We start from the raw sequence: 19,653 nt of genomic DNA, 5'->3' as shown, positions 1-19,653 counted from the left end.
TTTACTTTCCTGCATAATGAAGAGCCCTCTGCGGCACAGGGATAGGGGCTCTGCTACAGGGGTGTCCTCAGGCGGCATCCTCTGAAGCGCCCACATCGTCGTTCCCTTGTAGCTCCGCAATCAGGAGACCGGCATTCTGGCGGATCTTGCCTTCGATCTCGGCTGCAACCTCGGGATTGTCCTTCAGGAAAGTCTTCGCGTTCTCGCGGCCCTGGCCGAGGCGCTGGCTGTCATAGGAAAACCAGGCGCCGGACTTCTCGACCACGTTGGCCTTGACCCCGAGATCGATCAGTTCGCCCATCTTCGAAATGCCCTCACCAAACATAATGTCGAACTCGACCTGCTTGAAGGGTGGAGCGACCTTGTTCTTGACGACCTTCACCCGCACCTGGTTGCCGATCGGCTCATCCCGGTCCTTCAGAGTGGACGTGCGGCGGATGTCGAGGCGCACGGACGCATAAAACTTCAGCGCGTTGCCGCCCGTCGTGGTCTCAGGGCTGCCGTACATGACACCGATCTTCATGCGGATCTGGTTGATGAAGATCACCATCGTCTTGGTGCGGCTGATCGAACCGGTAAGCTTGCGCAGGGCCTGGCTCATCAGGCGGGCCTGGAGACCGGGACGGCTCTCGCCCATCTCGCCCTCGATCTCGGCCTTCGGCGTGAGGGCTGCCACTGAGTCGATAACGAGAATATCCACCGAGCTTGACCGCACGAGCGTGTCAGCAATCTCAAGTGCCTGCTCGCCGTTGTCCGGCTGAGACACGAGGAGATCATCCAAGTTCACCCCGAGCTTGCGGGCATAGACCGGATCCAGCGCATGTTCGGCGTCAATGAAGCCGCAGACGCCACCCTTCTTCTGAGCCTCGGCTATGGTCTGGAGCGCGAGCGTCGTCTTGCCCGATGACTCTGGTCCATAAACCTCGATGATCCGGCCGCGCGGCAGACCGCCGACGCCGAGAGCGATGTCGAGTCCCAGTGATCCGGTGGAGACGGTCTCCACTTCGACAACCTGATCGCCGCCGAGGCGCATGATGGCGCCCTTGCCAAAGGCCCGTTCAATCTGACTGACGGCAGTCTCGATTGCTTTTGTCTTATCCGTGGTCATCCCGAATCCAGTGCTAAACAGAAGAGCCTGACCCTAAGGATTTGTGTGGCGAAAGAAAGAACAAAGAGCGAACATATTGTCGCGACCTGGTCCTGCGGTGACAAGCTGAGCCATTGCGAACAAAACAGGAATGAGGGTCTATGATGGGCCAGAGAGGAATGATTCGACTGTGCCTGCGAACCCTACCTACCTTGATCAACTCAATCCACGGCAGCGTCAGGCAGTCGAACACGGTCTGCTGGCCGATGGCTTACATTCGGCTGCGCCACTTCTGGTTATCGCCGGAGCCGGTTCGGGCAAGACCAACACCCTGGCCCATCGCGTAGCCCATCTGATCGTCAAGGGCGCCGATCCGCGCCGCATCCTCCTGCTCACCTTCTCCCGCCGGGCCGCGACCGAGATGGCGCGCCGGGTCGAGCGGATTGCAGGCCAAGTTCTGGGACAGAACGCAGGCGTGATGACCGACGCCCTCACCTGGGCCGGCACATTCCATGGCATCGGCGCTAGGCTCCTGCGCGACTACGCGCCCGAAATTGGTCTCGACCCGGCCTTCTCGATCCATGATCGCGAGGACTCGGCCGACCTGATGAACCTCGTCCGACACGAGCTCGGGTTCTCCACGACCCAGAGCCGCTTCCCCACGAAGGCGACCTGTCTGGCGATCTATTCCCGCTGCGTGAATGCCGAGACAGCCCTGGAGGAGGTGCTCCGCACTTCATACCCATGGTGCGCCGGCTGGGCCGCCGAGTTGCGGCAGTTGTTCGCCGCCTACGTCGAAGCGAAGCAGCGCCAGAACGTGCTCGATTATGACGATCTCCTGCTCTATTGGGCCCAGATGGTGGCCGAGCCCTCGATCGCAGTTGAACTCGGTGGACGCTTCGATCATGTCCTGGTCGACGAGTACCAGGACACGAACCGGCTTCAGTCCTCGATCCTGCTCGCCCTCAAGCCGGGCGGCCAGGGCCTGACGGTGGTCGGGGACGATGCCCAGTCGATCTATTCGTTCCGCGCGGCCACCGTCCGCAACATCCTGGACTTTCCCGGCCAGTTCAGCCCACCGGCTGCAATCATCACCCTCGACCGCAACTACCGCTCATCCCAGCCGATCCTGGCCGCCGCGAATGCAGTAATCGAGCTCGCCTCGGAGCACTTCACCAAAAATCTCTGGACCGACAGAACCTCCGCGGACCGGCCACAACTGGTAGCGGTGCGCGACGAGACCGATCAGGCCCGCTACGTGGTCGAGCAGGTGCTGGCGAACCGCGAGAATGGCATGAGCCTCAAACAGCAGGCGGTGCTTTTTCGAACCTCACATCACAGCGGGCCGCTGGAGGTGGAGCTGACCCGCCACAACATACCCTTCGTGAAGTTCGGAGGCCTCAAGTTCCTTGATGCCGCTCACGTCAAGGACCTGCTCGCCTTGCTGCGGTTTGTCCAGAACCCGCGCGATCGGGTGGCCGGCTTCCGGCTGGTGCAGCTTCTGCCCGGCGTCGGCCCGACCTCGGCCCAGCGGGTGCTCGATCGCATGCATGACGCCGCCGATCCGATCGGAGCGCTCATGGAAGCGCCTTCCCCGCCCCGGGCGGGAGACGAGTGGCCCTCATTCGTCAATGCAATTGCACAGCTTCGCGCGGGTACCGCAGGATGGCCGGCAGAACTTGAACAGGCGCGGACCTGGTACGAGCCCCACCTCGAGCGCATGCACGATGATGCCGCGACCCGCAAAGCCGACCTGATCCAGTTGGAGCAGATTGCGGCGGGCTATTCCTCGCGCGAGCGCTTCCTGACCGAACTCACGCTCGATCCGCCGGATGCCACGAGCGACCAAGCCGGCGTGCCTCTGCGCGATGAGGACTACCTGATCCTGTCGACGATCCATTCCGCCAAGGGCCAGGAGTGGAAATCGGTGTTCGTGCTGAACGTGGTCGACGGCTGCATCCCGTCGGATCTCGGCACCGGCACCACGGCGGAGATCGAGGAGGAGCGGCGGCTGCTCTACGTGGCCATGACCCGGGCCAAGGACCATCTGCACCTCATTGTGCCGCAGCGGTTCTTCACCCATCAACAATCCGCCACGGGCGATCGTCATGTTTACGCTGCCCGCACCCGCTTCATCCCGAGTAGCCTCCTGAAGCTGTTCGAACGGGTGTCGTGGCCTGTGGCTGTGCCGGACCCGGCAACGTCACCTGCTGCGACAAAGAGCATTCGCGTGGATGTCGGCGCAAAGATGCGTAGCATGTGGCGATAGCCAAGGCTGCCGAGATGGATGCTCACGTTGCCACCTCGGGCAAGAATGAGCCGAAGCGGAGGTCATATCCAAATGGTAAGGCCGGTCCCCGACCCGGAAGAAGCTCAGAGGCAAGCCTCTCACGCGTTTAGCGAGCCGTCGGCACTCACCGGACAGCAGCGCAAGATCATTCACATCGACATGGACGCGTTCTTTGCCTCCGTCGAACAGCGCGATAATCCGGAACTTCGCGGCAAACCCGTCGCGGTAGGTGGAGCAGGTGAGCGGGGCGTCGTGGCGGCTGCCAGTTACGAGGCCCGCAAGTTCGGTGTCCGCTCCGCCATGGCCTCGACCATGGCGCGGCGTCAGTGTCCCGACCTCATCTTCGTGCCACCACGGTTTGATGTGTACCGGGAGATCTCGCAGCAGATCCGCACGATCTTCGCCGAATACACGCCGCTCATCGAGCCGCTCTCGCTCGACGAGGCGTATCTCGATGTCACCGAGAACCTCAAAGGCATCACATCGGCCACGCAGATCGCAGAGGAAATCCGGGCGACGATCCGTGAGCAGACGGCCCTGACCGCCTCGGCTGGCGTGTCCTACAACAAGTTCCTGGCCAAAATCGCTTCGGACTACCGCAAGCCGGATGGCCTCTTCGTGATCACACCCCGGATGGGTCCTGCCTTCGTCGAGGCTCTGCCGGTGGGCAAGTTCCATGGCATCGGACCTGCCACCACGGCAAAGATGAACCGGCTGGCGATCCACACCGGCCTAGACCTGCGATCCCAGTCCCTTCCGTTCTTGCAGGAGCAGTTCGGCAAGGCCGGATCTTACTACTATTGGATTTCCCGTGGCGTGGATCACCGTCCCGTGCAACCGGACCGGATCCGCAAGTCAGTTGGAGCGGAGAACACCTTCTCGAGCGATCTGATTGCCTTCGAGGAGATGAAGCAAAGCCTCGTGCCGATCATCGACAAGGTCTGGCGGTACTGCGAGGGAACAGGTGTCCGCGGACGCACGGTCACGTTGAAGGTCAAGTATGCGGATTTCCAGCTAGTCACCCGCAGCCGATCCTTTGCAACCCCGATGGACAATAAGGCGGCATTGGAACACGCATGCGTCGAGCTTCTGAAACCCCTGCTGCCCGTGACGAAGGGTGTGCGCCTGCTCGGGATTACCCTGTCGGCGCTCGGGGCGGGTGAGGATCACGAGAGCCCACAACTGACTCTGGCGCTCTGAGGTTTGGCGCCGCGGTAGGTCCTCAACCCATCAGAAGAGTCGGCTCATGCCCCTCTCGCTGTGGCCGCGCCACAGTTCCTCCCCGTTATCCACAGCCCTTGGTTAGGCCTCTCACGTTGACTCTGCCCGTGGGAGCATGTTCATGTTTTGTTCCATTTTGTCGCAGTGAGTCATGGATCATGACGGTGTCCCCAAGTTCCTCATCGCCCGTCCGCCCCTTGAGCCTCGCTGCCTTGCCCGCATGAGCAGGACCCATGCATGCCAAGCCCCCGGAGGCCATCGCGGAGTTACGGCGGCAGATCGCGCACCTCGAGCGTGGATCGCAGCGCCGCAGGCCCCTTCCCTTCGGCGTGCCACTCATCGACGAACACCTTCCCGACCATGGCCTGGCTCGCGGCACCCTGCACGAGATCATCGAGGCAGGACTGGCCTCCGAGTTTGCTGGCGCCGCCACCCTGTTCACGGCCGGCATCGCCGCCAGGCTCAGGGGACCGGTTCTCTGGTGCCTGACCCGGCGCGACCTCTTCGCCCCTGGCCTGCTGCGGGCTGGTTTGCATCCGGATCGCGTCATCTATGCCGAGACCTCCCATGACCGTGATGTCCTGCCCCTCGTCGAAGAGGGCCTTCATGAGAAAGGCCTTGGGGCTGTTGTCGGCGAGGTCACCCGGCTCGGTCTCACCGCCTCACGCCGGCTGCAGCTGGCGGCAGAAGCCTCAGGGGTCACCGCTCTCCTGCTCCGGCGCTGGTGGACCGTTGCCGAGAAGGACCTGACGCAGCTCCCGACCGCCGCCTCCACCCGCTGGCGCGTGGCGCCGGTGGAATCCGAACTCCTGCCGGCTCCCGGTCTCGGCCGGGCCCGTTGGCGGGTCGACCTTGTGCGCTGCCGTGGCGCTGAATCCCGATCCTGGATCCTGGAGGCTTGTTGGGGTGGACAGCCCCTTATGTCCCTCGTCCCTGATTCTTGCCCAGAACAAGGATCAGGGGCCACTAATGACGAGGAGCTCGTCAAAGGAAGGAACATCCACCATGCAATTTAAGCGGGTTGCGGTTGATACGTCGAAATCAGTCTTTACAATTCACGCTGTTGACAATGACGAGCATCCGGTCGTCCGGCGAGATCTAAGCCGAAGCCAGTTCCAGACATTCTTCTCTAAGCTGCCACCGACGGTTGTCGTGTTGGAAGCGACCGGCGGCTCGCACCATTGGGGCCGCCTGCTCAGCAGCATGGGCCATGAGGTAAAGCTCATCCCTCCGCAATATGTGAAGCCGTTCGTGAAGCGTTCCAAGAACGATCGGAACGACGCCGAGGCCATCAGCGAGGCTGCATCACGGCCGAACATGCGCTTTGTCCCTCTCAAGTCAGCAGAGATGCAGGCAGATGGGATCGAACTCAATAGCCGGCAGATCTTGGTCGAGCAGCGCACCGCTCTGGTCAACTCGCTTCGCGGTCATGCGGCCGAGTTCGGGGTCGTGGCCGCGAAGGGCCTCCACCGCGTTGAGAAACTCCTTGAAGTGATCGAGGCCAGCCTGGACGTCCCGCCGACCGCGAAAACGGCGCTGGCTCAACTCGGCAAACAGATCGCTTATCTTGATAGTCAGCTTGAAGAGATTGATCGCCGGCTGGTTACACAACAGAAGAGCCATCCGGTGGCTCAACTGCTCTCGGCGGTCCCGGGAATCGGCGCGATTTCTTCGCTCACATTGGCACTCCAAGTCGATCCCAAGCAATTCAAGTCCGGTCGTCACTTCTCGGCCTGGCTCGGGCTGACACCAAAGCAGCATTCAAGCGGCGGCAAGCACAGGCTGGGTGGTATTTCACGCGCCGGCCATGAGCGCATCCGTCAACTACTGGTGGTTGGCGCAATGGCGGTTGTGAGGCATGCCGTAAACGGCAGTAAGGCCGCAACGTCATGGCTGTTGTCATTGCTGGAGCGACGGCCGCGCAAGCTCGCGGCCGTCGCCCTGGCGAACAAGATGGCCCGCATCGCATGGGCCATGATGATGAATGGAGAGGAGTACCGGCACCCTGCTCGTACTGCCTGACCGTTCGTCATCCTCATAGGAGCGCAAAGGGCACTTCCAGGAGATGGCATTCGGTCGAGCCGACGAAAAGGCACCCCTTGCATCGCACAGGCGCATTGCGACGCCGTAGGCTTGTTTGGGGAGTTTTCGGCGGAACCCATCTGGGCCAGCGGTCATGCAGATCGCGCGAACAGGCCGGACACATGAACGCACTCGTTCCGGATGCTGATTATGGAAAAACCACTTGCGCCCCGAGGGCTGTCCACACATGCGATGCGAAGGGTCGTCTCGCTTTACCTGCCGACCTGGCCGACCGACCGGATCCGGCGCAGGTTCGGCGAGCCGCCACGCGATAAGCCGCTCGTGACCGTGAGTGCCACGGGTTCCCGCCGCCTGATTGCGGCCGTTGACGCAACGGCGGATGGTCTAGGATTGCGCATCGGTATGCCACTCGCTCAGGCGCAGGCACTCGTGCCTGACCTGCATGTGTGTGATGCCACGCCTGACGATGATGAGACATCGCTGCGGCAACTCGCCTGCTGGGCCATTCGCTATTCGCCTGTGGTCGCGCCCGATCCGCCTGACGGTCTTTGGATCGACATCGCCGGAGCAGACCATCTGCTTGGCGGAGAGGAGGCCTTGCTGGCCGACCTGACCACTCGTCTCGGTGATCGAGGCATCGCTGCGCGGGCGGCTGTCGCCGACGCACCCGGGGCGGCCTGGGGCGTGGCCCGTTACGGCAAGGGCTGCGTCGTGCCATCCGGGCGTACCGTCGATGCTGTGGCTCCCCTTCCCGTTGCCGCCCTCCGTCTGTCCTCCGAGACGTTGAACGCCATGCACCGGCTTGGGATCGAGCGGGTCGGCCAACTGGCCGCCATGCCCCGGGCTCCCATGGTGCGGCGGTTCGGCAAGGAGGTCGCGCTACGGCTCGATCAGGCGATGGGCCATGTCTTCGAACCGATCTCTCCGCTGATCCCACACGAAACGGCGATCGCCACCCTTACCTTCGCTGAGCCGATCGCACGGCTTGAGGACCTGAAGCAGGTGGTGCGCCGGCTCTCCCAGGATCTCTGCCGCACGCTGACCCAGCGGGGAGAAGGCATCCGCAGGCTCGATCTGGTGATCCGCCGGGTCGACGAGAAAGGAGCCTCTCTGCGTGTAGGAACGGCGAAAGCAACGCGGGATCATGTTCATCTGGCAAGGTTGTTCGACGAGCGCCTGCCGACGATCGATCCCGGCTTTGGCATTGAGGAGGTGGCTCTCATCGCCAGCCGCACCGAGCTGCTCGTCGAGCAGCAGACGGAGGTTCCTGGTATCGCCCAGGACGACACCGTCGATGCAGACATCAGCCGGCTCGTCGACCGTCTCGGCGCGCGCGTGGGCGCCCATCGCGTCTATCGTATTGCTCCAGTCCCAACCCTGGTGCCGGAGCGTATGGCGCGAAAGATCTCGCCTCTTGCGCCACCCACCGGTTCCGTCTGGCCCGAAACTCTGTTGAGGCCAACGCGGCTGCTTGATCCGCCAGAGCCGGTCGTGGCGACCGCCCTGCTCCCGGATCATCCGCCGGCCTTCTTCATCTGGCGCAGGCTCCGTCACAAAGTCCATAAGGCCGATGGTCCGGAACGGATTACGCCTGAGTGGTGGAACGGCGACAAGCGCGCGGCTCCACGGGACTACTACCGGGTCGAGACGGACCAGGGCGGGCGGTTCTGGATCTTCCGTGACGCGCCGGCCGACCAGGGCGGGCGCTGGTGGCTGCACGGGCTGTTCGAGTGAGTGAAAGAACTTCCGAATGAGTTACGCGGAACTGCAGGTCACCACCCATTTCTCGTTTCTCCGTGGCGCCTCGAGCCCCCAGGAACTGTTTGCGCAGGCAAAGCAACTCGGCATCACCGCACTCGGCATTGTCGACCGCAATTCGTTGGCCGGGATCGTGCGCGCCTACGAGGCGTCGAAGGAAACCGGAGTTCGGCTTGTCGTCGGCTGCCGGCTCGGCCTCACAGACGGACCGTCCCTACTTGTGTATCCGACCAACCGCGCCGCCTACTCCCGCCTGTGCCGCCTTCTCAGCATCGGCAAGAGCCGTGGTGGGAAAGGCAGGTGTCTCCTGACCTGGGACGATGTGGTTGCCTGGAACGAAGGGATGATCGCCATCCTGCTAGGCGATGAGGCAGGTCATGAACTCAAGGCTAACCTCGTCCGCCTGAGAGCCACCTTCGGCGATCGCGCCTACATGGCCCTGATCCGGCGCTTTGCTCCCAACGAGCATCTCCGGCTCTACTACATCGAACAGATGGCCCAAGCGGCACTAGTGCCGACCGTGGCCATGGGTGACGTGCTCTACCATTACCCCGAGCGCAGACGCCTGCAGGACGTGGTTGCCTGCATTCGACAAGGCTGCACCATCGACGAGGCGGGTTACCGGCTGGAGCATCATGCCGACCGCTACCTCAAGGAGCCGGTCGAGATGCGGCGCCTCTTCGAGCGGCATCCAGAAGCCTTTGAGCGCATCCACGAAATCCTGGACCGATGCACGTTCTCTCTGGACGAGTTGCGCTACCAGTATCCGAGCGAGACGGAACCCGGAGAGACAGCGCAGGAGAAACTGGAGCGGCTGACCTGGGACGGAGCGAATCGCCGCTACCCCGACGGCATTCCCGATGGCGTCGCCGGGACGATCCGGCATGAACTTCACCTAATCGAAGAGTTGGGCTATGCGCCCTACTTCCTGACTGTCAATGCAATTGTCCAGTTTGCCAAAGGCCGGGGCATCCTGTGCCAGGGACGCGGCTCCGCGGCGAACTCCGCCGTCTGCTTCGTGCTCGGCATCACATCGATCAACCCTGTCGAGCACGACCTTCTGTTTGAGCGCTTTGTCTCTCAGGAACGCCGCGAGCCGCCTGACATCGACGTCGACTTCGAGCACGAGCGGCGGGAGGAGGTGATCCAGTGGATCTACGACACCTACGGCCGGCATCGGGCGGCGCTCACGGCCGTTGTGTCCACGTACCGTGCCCGTGGCGCCGTCCGCGAGGTCGGTAAGGTGCTGGGCGTGCCCGAAGATGTCACGGCCGGTCTCTCGGGACTTGTTTGGGGTTGGGGCAATGATGGCGTGTCAGAGAAAGAGGCCAAGGAACTCAATCTCAATCTCGATGATCCGCGCCTGCGGATGACGTTGGAGCTCGCGCGCGAACTCATCGGCGCGCCGCGCCATCTCTCACAACATCCGGGCGGGTTCGTGCTCACCCAGGATCGTCTCGATGATCTCGTGCCTATCGAGCCGGCGGCAATGGAGAACCGTCAGGTCATCGAGTGGGATAAGAACGACATCGATACCCTGAAGTTCATGAAGGTCGATGTGCTCGGCCTCGGCATGCTGGGGTGCATGCGGCGAGCCTTCGATCTGCTGCGCGAACACAAGGGTGAGGACCGCGACTTGTCGACGATCCCGCTCAACGATCGCCCAACCTATCAGATGATCCAGAAGGCTGACACGGTGGGCACATTCCAGATCGAGAGCCGCGCCCAGATGGCGATGCTGCCGCGGATCAAACCGGACAAGTTCTACGACATCGTGATCCAGGTCGCGATCGTGCGTCCCGGTCCAATTCAGGGTGACATGGTGCATCCGTACCTGCGCCGCCGAGAGGGTTACGAGACACCCGAATATCCACGCCCTGAACTCAAACGCGTTCTGGAGAAGACGCTCGGCGTGCCGCTCTTCCAGGAACAGGCCATGCGGGTCGCCATCGAGTGCGCCGGCTTCACGCCCTCCGAGGCCGATCAGCTTCGTCGTGCCATGGCGACCTTCAAGCTGACAGCCGGCGTCACCAAGTTCCGCGACAAGCTGGTTCGCGGCATGATCGCCCGCGGCTATGACGCGGCCTTTGCCGAGCGCACCTTCAAGCAGCTCGAGGGCTTTGGCTCCTATGGCTTTCCGGAGAGCCATGCAGCGAGCTTTGCCAAGATCGCCTATGCCTCGTCCTGGATGAAGTGCCATCACCCGGACGTGTTCTGTTGTGCCATCCTGAACGCGCAGCCCATGGGCTTCTATGCTCCGGCACAACTCGTCCGGGATGCACGCAACCACGGGGTGGAGGTCCGGCCGGTCGATATCAACCATTCGCGCTGGGATTGCACTCTGGAGCCGACCCGCAGCCCGAGGCGCTTTGCCGTCCGTCTTGGGCTGCGCCTAGTGCGGGGCCTTGCGAATGCCGATGGCGCACTGATCCCGCTGGCCCGGACCGAGCACCCGTTCACCTCGATCGAGGATCTTTGGCGGCGTGAAGGAATCCCCATCTCGGCTCTGGAGCGCCTGGCGGACGCCGACGCGTTCGGTTCGATCGGCATCAGCCGACGAGACGCTCTCTGGACGATCCGGGGCTTGTCCGACGAGCCGTTGCCGCTCTTTGCCGCCGCGGATGCACGGGACACGGTCATCCGGCCCGAGGGAGAAGAGCCAGGCGTTGAGCTCGTTCGGATGACCGAAGGACGCGAGGTCGTGGAGGATTACCGGGCAAAGGGATTGACGCTTCGCCAGCACCCACTTGCTTTCCTGAGGCAGGAGTTGCGGGAGCGCCGGATCCACCGCTGCTCGTCTCTGCGGAGCATCAAAGACGGTCATCGCGTGACGGTCGCTGGCTTGGTCCTCGTGCGCCAGAAGCCGGGCTCGGCCAAGGGCGTAATGTTCATGACCATCGAGGATGAGACGGACGTCGCCAACCTTGTGATCTGGTCCTCTCTCTTCGAAAGGCAGCGCCGGCTCATTCTGTCCTCGGGCATGATCGCCTGTCGGGGCCGTCTGCAGCGGGATGGCGATGTAACGCATCTCATCGCTGAGCACCTCATGGACCTGTCACCTCTGTTGCGCAGCCTCAGCAACCGGGATGAAGCTTTCCTGGTTCAGCCTGGGCGTGGCGACGAAGCCAGGATCGGAACCCGTGACAGGCTGCGACCGGGAGCCAGGGAGATGACAGATCAGCCAGATGAAGATCTAATGGAACATGTGAGTAGGCCGACGATCCGGCTTTCAGTCAGAGACTTTCGGTGACAGCCCTCAACGGGAGCGAATCACAGAGCCTGCCGGTGTTCCCCTAAACGCAAGGCTCATACGACGAAGGAGAGCGCACTATATGTGTAACCTGTACTCGTCCTACACGACTCAGGAGGCCATGCGACGGGCCTTCGAGGTCAGTCGCGACAGTGCGGGCAACGTGCCTCCGTTGCCCGCGATCTTTCCCGACCAAATGGCTCCCATTGTCCGTCTCCACGAGGGTGAGGGTGAATTGATCCGGATGCGCTGGGGCTTCCCGCCGCCGCCGAAGGTCGGCACGCAGCCCGTCACGAATGTCCGCAACGTGTCCTCACCGTTCTGGCGCGCCTGGCTCAAGCCCCAGTACCGGTGCCTAGTGCCGCTGACCTCCTTCTCCGAGTATAAGGATACCAAACCACGCAAGACCCCCGTTTGGTTCGCCTTGAGCCAGGATCGCCCATTAGCCGCCTTCGCAGGCATCTGGCGACCATGGACCGGTATTCGCGGCACGAAGGCCGAACCGGTCGAGGGCGAGCATCTGCTCTTCTCGTTTTTGACTTCCGAGCCGAATAGCGTCGTGGCTCCAATCCATCCGAAGGCGATGCCGGTAATCCTGACCAGTCCAGAGGAGTACAAGACCTGGCTCACCGCACCGGCGGAAGTCGCGCTCAAACTGCAGCGGCCGCTGCCGGACGACATGCTCAAGATCGTCGCGGAAGGCGCTCGATCCGACCAACCCGAGGGTGAACGAAGCGCGGTCAACTCACATGCCTAAGGAGATCGAATACGCCGTCGTGGAGCTGGCGACCGAGATCCTTGGGGCTTCCACAACGGCAACGCCCGAATGGCTAGTGCGTCCCGGCCGGGTCGAGTGCGGCGATAGCTGGCCACTCGTCTGCACGATTTATTCGGAGCTGACGGGGCTCGAGCTTCCTGACGAGATGCGCAAAGTCGAGCGCCGGGCGGTCGACGCTGTCCTCGTTCTGCCGGGCTCACCGCCGCGCATCCTTGAGGTGGACGAGAAACAGCATTTCAATGGGTATCGCTCGGCGACGCTGCGGCACTACAAAGACGACGTGCCGCTCGCGTTCGATGCCGACCTCTGGATCGCGCGCTCCGACGCGAAGCTCAAACTCGAGGGGGGCGGCTTCGGCCGGCCCATGCCGCCGCTGTTCCCCGGCGATGGAGGTCGACATCGGCAGCGTGCCTTCCGAGACGCTTTGACCGACATCCTCCCGCCCCGCTACGGATTCGCGCCGACGCTGCGGATTGCGGATTTCGAAGTGAAGGACTGGATCAACCAGCCCGACCGCGCGGAGAGGATGCGTCAGCTTCTTTCGGAATGCATGTGAACGGCTGATCCTATCAGGTTCACGTTGGCAGTCCCAGCAGCCCGAACATCCTTTTAGAACCGATCGGCGCGGCCACACCAATTTTATCCACGGCCACGTTCCGTGAAGGTCGGCTTACCGCCTCGGTGCAGAAGTTCGGTTTGTTTCCAACAAGTCGCATTATCGAACGTTGCTGCTTCCTATCCGAGAGCAGAAAAAGGCACACCCGTCCGGCACAATTTACCGCATCCTGGCAGCAGATTTCTTATGTTATTCAATTACCTTCAAGAGCTTCAAATCCTTACCTTAGCGAAACCCAGTCACTAGAACCTGTCTGTGCTCTCACATAGGGATCAGCACCAATGAGCTTGGGAATACGTAAGAATGATACCAGGGTCCTATTTCCCTTTGCCTGACCGTTCATGCAACACTGCTTCCGAACAATGCAGTTACTGCTGAGGGGCTGGCGTATGTACTCAGATTCGTCACCGAGCAATCTTCGGACAGTCCAACGTGTGGGACCGCCCTTGATAAGGCTCGCCCATCTGATCGTCCTATCCACCAAGTACCATCGGAAGCATGCCAGATCGCCCATACAGCAAGCTCAAGATCAATGAACTTGAGGCACTTTTCGAGAACTGCAGGTCAGATATCCGTGCTCTCAATGTGCTCATCGATGAACTCAGGCATCGGAGCACGCCACGATCTCGGGAGCTTCTCGCGAAAGCCCAGGGCGCGAAGATTTTTCCTCAGAAGGTTGATCTGGCTGTTGCCGGAGGAGCACCTAGCGATGCAACTGGCTTGAGCTCAGCTCAAAGAACGCCAGAGGTCATACGACCCGCTAGATGGTCTGGGTATCAGCCTGCAGAATCCAAAGATTCGGCTTCGAAGTTACACAATTCAGTGGTCAAGTATTCAGCAATGAGCGCATCCCAGTTCCGAGCCTCCGACAACGCTGCAGCGTCTGCCTACCGAGTTGACGATCCATTCCACAACCTCGACGAGGTAGAGAAACGGCGCCTGTCTGGCCTCTACGATGGTTTGCGCGAGAAGCTCTTAGACCTCTCCCGGCGCAACCCGATGCTGAACTTCAAGCTGTCGCCGCGCCTGAAGAGATACCTGCAGTTCGTCGACCGGTCTCCCGAGGACGTTCATGACAGGCTCGCCTACGAGCAGGCTTCGATCGACATCGAGGCTCTGCCGGAGCCGGACGACATTCCTGAAGATGAGAAGACCGAGGAATTCCAGTCTGCCCTCGCCCACGCCAAGGTCTCCGATCTGGAGTACCTGACGAAGCTCGAGGCGCTGGACGGGCTTGCACGGGACGACGAGTTCGAGATCGCCAAGCTTGATCGCTGGCTGAGCGACAAGGTCCGGGCCTCCCTCGGGATGCCGAAACTGAAGGCGCGGAAGGAACTCGACCTGATCGCCCACGCTCGCAAGCACGGCATCAATCCAGACATGAACCTGCCATCCGCCTCCAAGCAGGCCGGAGGCAAGGGAAACAAGCTCCAGACGATGCTCTTCCCGGACGACCTTGAGGCTCGGCTGGAGAAGATTTCCGATGCAGCCCGCCTGTCGCAGCAGGAAATGGGCCTCTCGACGCTGTTTCTCGCATTCGGCTTCCTCGAATGGTACGAGTCCGAGCATTCCGATCGAGCGAACTACGCCCCTCTCCTCCTCTTGCCGGTGCGCTTGGATCAGCGGACCGTCCGGGGCAAGACCGTGTTTTCGCTGGCGGCGGCGGCCGAATGGGCGGAGACCAACGTCAACCTCGAGAAGTATCTCGAGAAGGAGCATGGCCGGAACCTGCCCGCCTTTGGTGCGGACGAGGAGAACCAGCCGTCGGTCGAGGAGTACTTCGCCGAGGTCCAGGAGGCCATCAAGGGGCTGGAGCGGTGGAAAGTGCGCCGCTACATGGTCCTCGGCCACTTCGCCTTCGGTCGCCTCGCCATGTACGAGGACCTCAATCCTGAGAACTGGAAGCTGACGCCGGCCGGCGATCCGCTGGTCAAGGCCATCCTGACCGGTGCCGAAGGCTCCGGAGAGGGTGCGTCCCTAGCCGTTCCCCAAGATTACGAGATCGACACCCCCGAGATCGAGGCCATCGCCCCGGTCCTGATCCACGACGCTGATGCGTCCCAGCATTCCGCCATCATCGATGTGATGAAGGAGAACAATCTGGTCGTCGAGGGCCCCCCCGGCACCGGCAAGTCGCAGACGATCACTAACATCATCGCGAACGCCCTGAACGAGGGTAAGTCGGTCCTCTTCCTCGCCGAGAAGCTCGCGGCCCTCGAGGTCGTGAAGCGCCGTCTCGACCGGGCCGGCTTGGGCGACTTCTGCCTCGAGCTCCATTCCGACAAGGCCTCCCCGAGGGCAGTCATCGACAGCCTGCGGCGGAGGGCCGAGCTCGGGCGTCCGAGGTTCGATCCCAGCGCGAGGCGAATGGACCTCAAGACGTGGGAGAACGCCAAGGATCTGACCAAGACCTATCTGTCGGCCCTGCACGCCCCCGGTGACGATGAGCAGACCCCCTTCACCCTGATGTGGCGGGCGATCGCTGGGCGGTCTGAGTTCGAGCCGGAGGCTCTTCGCTCATTGAGCGCGGTCAGGATGCCGGACATCCTGCTGAGCGTTCCTGACGAGGCGCTCGTCGCCAGAAGCAGGATCAACGTCCTTGCGCGGATCCTGACCGACTTCGAGGCTGCCTTCGGACCGATCTCGGATTCGCCATGGTCGTCATTCGAGGCGCTTCGGGGCGCCCGCTACGAGTCCGAGGAGATCCTTACCCTGATCCAGACCTTCCTGGAGATTGCGGGACGGACCGGAACTGCCCTCGATAGGCGCGATGAGATTGGGGTGGAGACGCTTCCCGACCTTAGGTCGGTCATTGCGGCCGTCCCCTCCCTTCCGAGCCCGCCGGACCTCGATCTGGTGCCGGACGTTCTGGAGATCGGGGTCGAGGAGGTCGGCGAAGCCGTTTCGATCCGCCGGAGGATCGCGCATCTTCAAGCGGCAGTCGCCCAGAACAGGGACGTCGCAGGCCTTCCGGACGGCACGCTGGAGCTGGCCAAGCGGGTGGACGAATTCGCCTGGTCGGCTGACGTGCGGAACAGGATGCCCCCGGCAGTCGCGAAGAACGAGGCCAAGGTCTTGGCGGATGGCGTGGCAGCCCTGATCGCCGCGGCGGGCCATCTCCGGCCGGCCTACGACATACTCAAAATGTCGGTTCGCGATGCGCGGGCTCTTGAGACCTTGGGCCTTGCCATTGCCACGACGGTTGACCTGTTGGCGGGCAAGTCGACCGAGCACGCCCGGCTTTGGGGATGGCTGCCCACAGGCGACGTGAGATCCTTCCGGAAGGTTCTCGAACAGTGGCGCTCGTTGTGGCAGGCTGACCGGGATCTGCGATCGCGGGTTCCGTCCTATGACCCGGCGAAGCGTCCGGATGCCGCGTCCCTCGAGGCCGCTGCTGAGGTTCTGAACAAGGGAATGATCGGGCGGATGTTCGCCAGCTTCGCGGGTGAGCTGAAGCAGGCCCGTGCGGTCGCCGCCTCGCTCGGGCTCGACCCGAAGGCCGAGAAGGTCGGAGAGACGATTGGTGAACTGGCACGCCATCTTCGGGCCGTGGCAGCCTTTGAGAGTGGTTCCGATAACAAGCGGATCGTCGGCGACTGCTGGATGGGCTTTGCGACGCCGTTCGAGGAGTTGGCGACGGCCCTGGACAACCGGGACGCTCTGCAGTCCAAGCTCGGGAAGGCGTATGACGGGGATGGCGTTGCGCGGCGCCTTCTCGGCCTTGGTACGGACGCCCTGGCCCAATTCCTCGCCTTAGCCGACGGTTCGGCCTCCCTCAAGGCCGTCACGGCCCATCCTGACCTGATCGGCGAAGGGCCCTTGGATCAGCGGATCGACGCCTGGAAGAAGCATTACGCCCACCTGAACGCCTTCATCGGGCTTGATCCCACCAACGCCCTTGGCCTGATCGATCTGACACTGGCCGACCTTGCCGGCGTCGCGTCGGCCGAATTGGAGCGCCGGTCGCTCGCCAAGGACCTGCGGGCCCATCCGGCCTGTGGTCTGCTCGACCGGCTGAGCGCGACGCCTCGCGGCATCGACCGGCTTGAGGATGTCCTCAAGTGGATCGGTCTCGTCGAGGAGAGCAATCTGCCGGTGCGGGTCCGCGAAAACCTGGTTGCCGCGGACGGGGCCGCCGTTCTCGAGGAGCTGAGGCAGCTTGCCTATGAGACGCAGGCGGATGTCGAGCAGCTTGATCGCACGGTGGGCGATCTCGGGTCTCGGTTCGGGGTGAGCGATCTTGGGGAGGACGGGACGCCGTCCGAGGCTGTCGAGGCGGCGACCCAGCTTCTCGACCATGGCCACGAACTCGCTGATTACCTGGGGCTTCTGGAGAGCCGCTCCGAGATCGCCTCCGCGGGGCTCGGCAACGTCGTGCGGGCCCTCGAGAAGGCAGCTCCGGGGAACTACGTGACCTGGGGCAAGCTCTTCGACCATCTCGTGACGGCCCAGAGGGCGGATCGTGCCCGCAGGCAGAACGCCGTCCTGGCGCAGGCCTCCGGTATGACCCTCGACGCCATGCGCAGGGCCTTCGCCGAGCAGGACTCCCTGAAGGTTCAGAAGGATCGCCGGGAGATCCTGGCGAACCTTCTGTCCAGCACCAGGACCCATTCCGGAAACAACGGCGGGCCGCGCCGCTCATGGACCGAGATGGCTCTGCTGGAGAACGAGTTCAGGAAGTCGCGCCGGTTCACCCCGGTGCGGACCCTGCTTGACCGGGCGTCGAAGTCGATCCGGTCCCTGAAGCCGTGCTTCATGATGTCTCCGCTTTCACTCGCGAAGTACCTTCCGCGCTCCGGATTCCTTTTCGATATCCTGGTGATCGACGAGGCTTCTCAGATGAAGCCTGAAGACGCGCTCGGCGCGCTTCTTCGGGCCAAGCAGGTGATCGTCGTCGGCGATCCCAAGCAGCTTCCCCCGACCGACTTCTTCAATCGCTCGGTCGAGGTCGCGAACGACGCGGAGGACTTCGAGGACATCGACTCGGAGTCCATCCTCGAAGCCTGCCAGAAGACCTTCCGGACCGTCCGTCGTCTGAAATGGCACTATCGCAGCCGGTGCGAGAGCCTGATCGCCTTCTCAAACAAGGAGTTCTACGAGGGTGGCCTGATCACCTTCCCGATGGCTAAGCCGGCTTCGTTCTCGATCGACCTCGTGCCGGTCCGCGGAACCTATCAACAGCGGCGCAATGTCATTGAGGCCCAGCATGCGGCCGAGGAGGCGGTTGCCTTCATGCGCCACCACGCTGAGCTCCCCGAGGACGCCATTCCGACTATCGGGATCGTCGCGGTCAACACCGACCAGCGCGACCTCATCTTCGAGGAGCTGCGGCGGCTCGAGGCTGGCGACGAGCTTGTGAAGCTCTATCGTGAGAAGGTGTCGGCCAGGGGCGAGCCGGTCTTCGTGAAGAACTTGGAGAATGTGCAGGGTGATGAACGCGACTACGTATTCATCTCGCTGCCCTATGGTCCCGCCCCTGGCTCCAAGCAGGTCCTGCAGCGTTTCGGCCCCATCGCCGGCAAGCAGGGCCACCGGCGCCTAAACGTTCTGTTCTCGCGTGCTCGTGTCCGGGTCGTCCTATTCTCGTCAATGACGTCGATGGACGTGAAGCCGTCCGAGACCAGCAGCCAGGGTGTCCACGTGCTCAAGCGCTATCTCGCCTACGCCGAGGCCCGCGGCCGGGCGACGGCGGAGAGCGTCGGCTCCGAGTTCGAGAGCGATTTCGAGATGGAGGTCGCCCGTCGGCTTGAGGACCGCGGCTACAAGGTGGACAAGCAGATCGGCGCCTCGGGCTTCCGGATCGATCTCGGCATCCGCCATCCCGACCAGCCGGGCGTCTATCTTGCTGGCATCGAGTGCGATGGGGCGACCTACCACTCGAGCAAGAGCGCCCGCGACCGTGATCGCCTGCGGGAGGAGGTTCTCCGCGGCCTGGGATGGAACATCCTGCGGGTGTGGTCGACCGACTGGTTCCACAACGCCGAAACCCAGACGGAGCGCTTGGTCAAGCAGATAGAGGCCCTGCGCAGCGCGCCTATCACAACCTACCCCGAATATCGGGTGGCCATTCCGGAATACCATCCGGCAGCTGAGCCAGAAACCGAGATGCTGGCTGAGGAAAAGCCGGCGGAGCATGCGTCCACTCGCCCGAGCGCTGACGGAACGCTTTTTGATTGGGAGCCCGCTCCCGCATCGAAGCGGAACGCTGCAACGCAGGCTGCCCTGCCCCTAGGATTTGGATCGCTCAAGGCCGATGCACCCAAACCATCATCGACTAGGTCTGCAGCCAAGATCACCCTCGAGCAGGCCCGCGCGGAGCTGGAGGAGTTCCGGCGGACCCGGATCGAAGTTGAGTATCCAGGTGCTGAGCCCCAGCGGTGCATCCTGCGCAAGCAGATGATCGATGTGATGCTGGCGCGCCGGTTCGACGATCCGGACGACTTCTTCGCGAAGATCCCGGATGTTCTCCGGCGTGGCACCGATCCTCGGCAGAAGGACTACCTTGAGGAGATATGCGTCATAATAGGGCGAATGGAGGACTGAGGCCTACTTCATCTCGGTCATTAGCCCCCTGGTCGGACGAGGAGCCGATAACTATCAACTGATCGAC

General features: G+C 62.6%; 10 protein-coding genes. 9 read left to right on the top strand and 1 reads right to left on the bottom strand.

From position 1 onward, the window contains the following. Nucleotides 1-67: 67 nt before the first annotated feature. Nucleotides 68-1,108: a recombinase RecA gene (recA, locus tag H0S73_RS13120; protein WP_181052585.1), complete on the bottom strand. Its 1,041-nt coding sequence runs from the start codon at nt 1,106-1,108 to the stop codon at nt 68-70. Between the two features lie 130 nt (nt 1,109-1,238). Between recA and H0S73_RS13115 the strand changes: the two genes are divergently transcribed. The 9 genes from H0S73_RS13115 to H0S73_RS13075 all read left to right on the top strand — a co-directional run bounded on the left by H0S73_RS13115 (nt 1,239) and on the right by H0S73_RS13075 (nt 19,586). After that, a complete protein-coding gene (locus H0S73_RS13115; RefSeq protein ID WP_181052584.1) occupies nt 1,239-3,356 on the top strand; it encodes an ATP-dependent helicase in 2,118 nt (705 codons plus the stop codon). A gap of 72 nt (nt 3,357-3,428) precedes the next feature. Then, nucleotides 3,429-4,577 (top strand): DNA polymerase IV, encoded by a 1,149-nt coding sequence (gene dinB, locus H0S73_RS13110; protein ID WP_181052583.1) that lies wholly within the window; start codon nt 3,429-3,431, stop codon nt 4,575-4,577. A 254-nt stretch (nt 4,578-4,831) separates the two neighbouring features. Further along, a complete protein-coding gene (locus H0S73_RS13105) occupies nt 4,832-5,614 on the top strand; it encodes an ImuA family protein (RefSeq protein ID WP_181052582.1) in 783 nt (260 codons plus the stop codon). Further along, nucleotides 5,604-6,620: an IS110 family RNA-guided transposase gene (locus tag H0S73_RS13100; protein ID WP_181052581.1), complete on the top strand. Its 1,017-nt coding sequence runs from the start codon at nt 5,604-5,606 to the stop codon at nt 6,618-6,620. The genes H0S73_RS13105 and H0S73_RS13100 overlap by 11 nt, the downstream gene beginning before the upstream one ends. Nucleotides 6,621-6,830: 210 nt before the next feature. Next, nucleotides 6,831-8,375 carry a Y-family DNA polymerase gene (locus H0S73_RS13095; protein WP_246388875.1) on the top strand — a complete coding sequence of 515 codons (1,545 nt, stop codon included), beginning with the start codon at nt 6,831-6,833 and terminating at the stop codon, nt 8,373-8,375. Between the two features lie 16 nt (nt 8,376-8,391). After that, complete coding sequence (locus H0S73_RS13090; protein ID WP_181052580.1) at nt 8,392-11,649, top strand: error-prone DNA polymerase; 3,258 nt, start codon at nt 8,392-8,394, stop codon at nt 11,647-11,649. Between the two features lie 82 nt (nt 11,650-11,731). After that, complete coding sequence (locus H0S73_RS13085) at nt 11,732-12,406, top strand: SOS response-associated peptidase (protein WP_181052579.1); 675 nt, start codon at nt 11,732-11,734, stop codon at nt 12,404-12,406. Continuing rightward, nucleotides 12,399-12,983, top strand: a complete 585-nt coding sequence (locus tag H0S73_RS13080) for a hypothetical protein (protein WP_181052578.1) — start codon at nt 12,399-12,401, stop codon at nt 12,981-12,983. Before H0S73_RS13085 ends, H0S73_RS13080 begins: the two co-directional genes overlap by 8 nt. Before the next feature lie 900 nt (nt 12,984-13,883). Continuing rightward, nucleotides 13,884-19,586 carry a DUF4011 domain-containing protein gene (locus tag H0S73_RS13075; protein WP_181052577.1) on the top strand — a complete coding sequence of 1,901 codons (5,703 nt, stop codon included), beginning with the start codon at nt 13,884-13,886 and terminating at the stop codon, nt 19,584-19,586. The last annotated feature ends 67 nt before the right edge of the window (nt 19,587-19,653 follow it).

Source organism: Microvirga mediterraneensis (assembly GCF_013520865.1).
Taxonomy (GTDB): domain Bacteria; phylum Pseudomonadota; class Alphaproteobacteria; order Rhizobiales; family Beijerinckiaceae; genus Microvirga; species Microvirga mediterraneensis.
The sequence above is the reverse complement of the archived record's forward strand: the minus strand, read 5'-3'. Positions and strand labels throughout refer to the sequence as shown.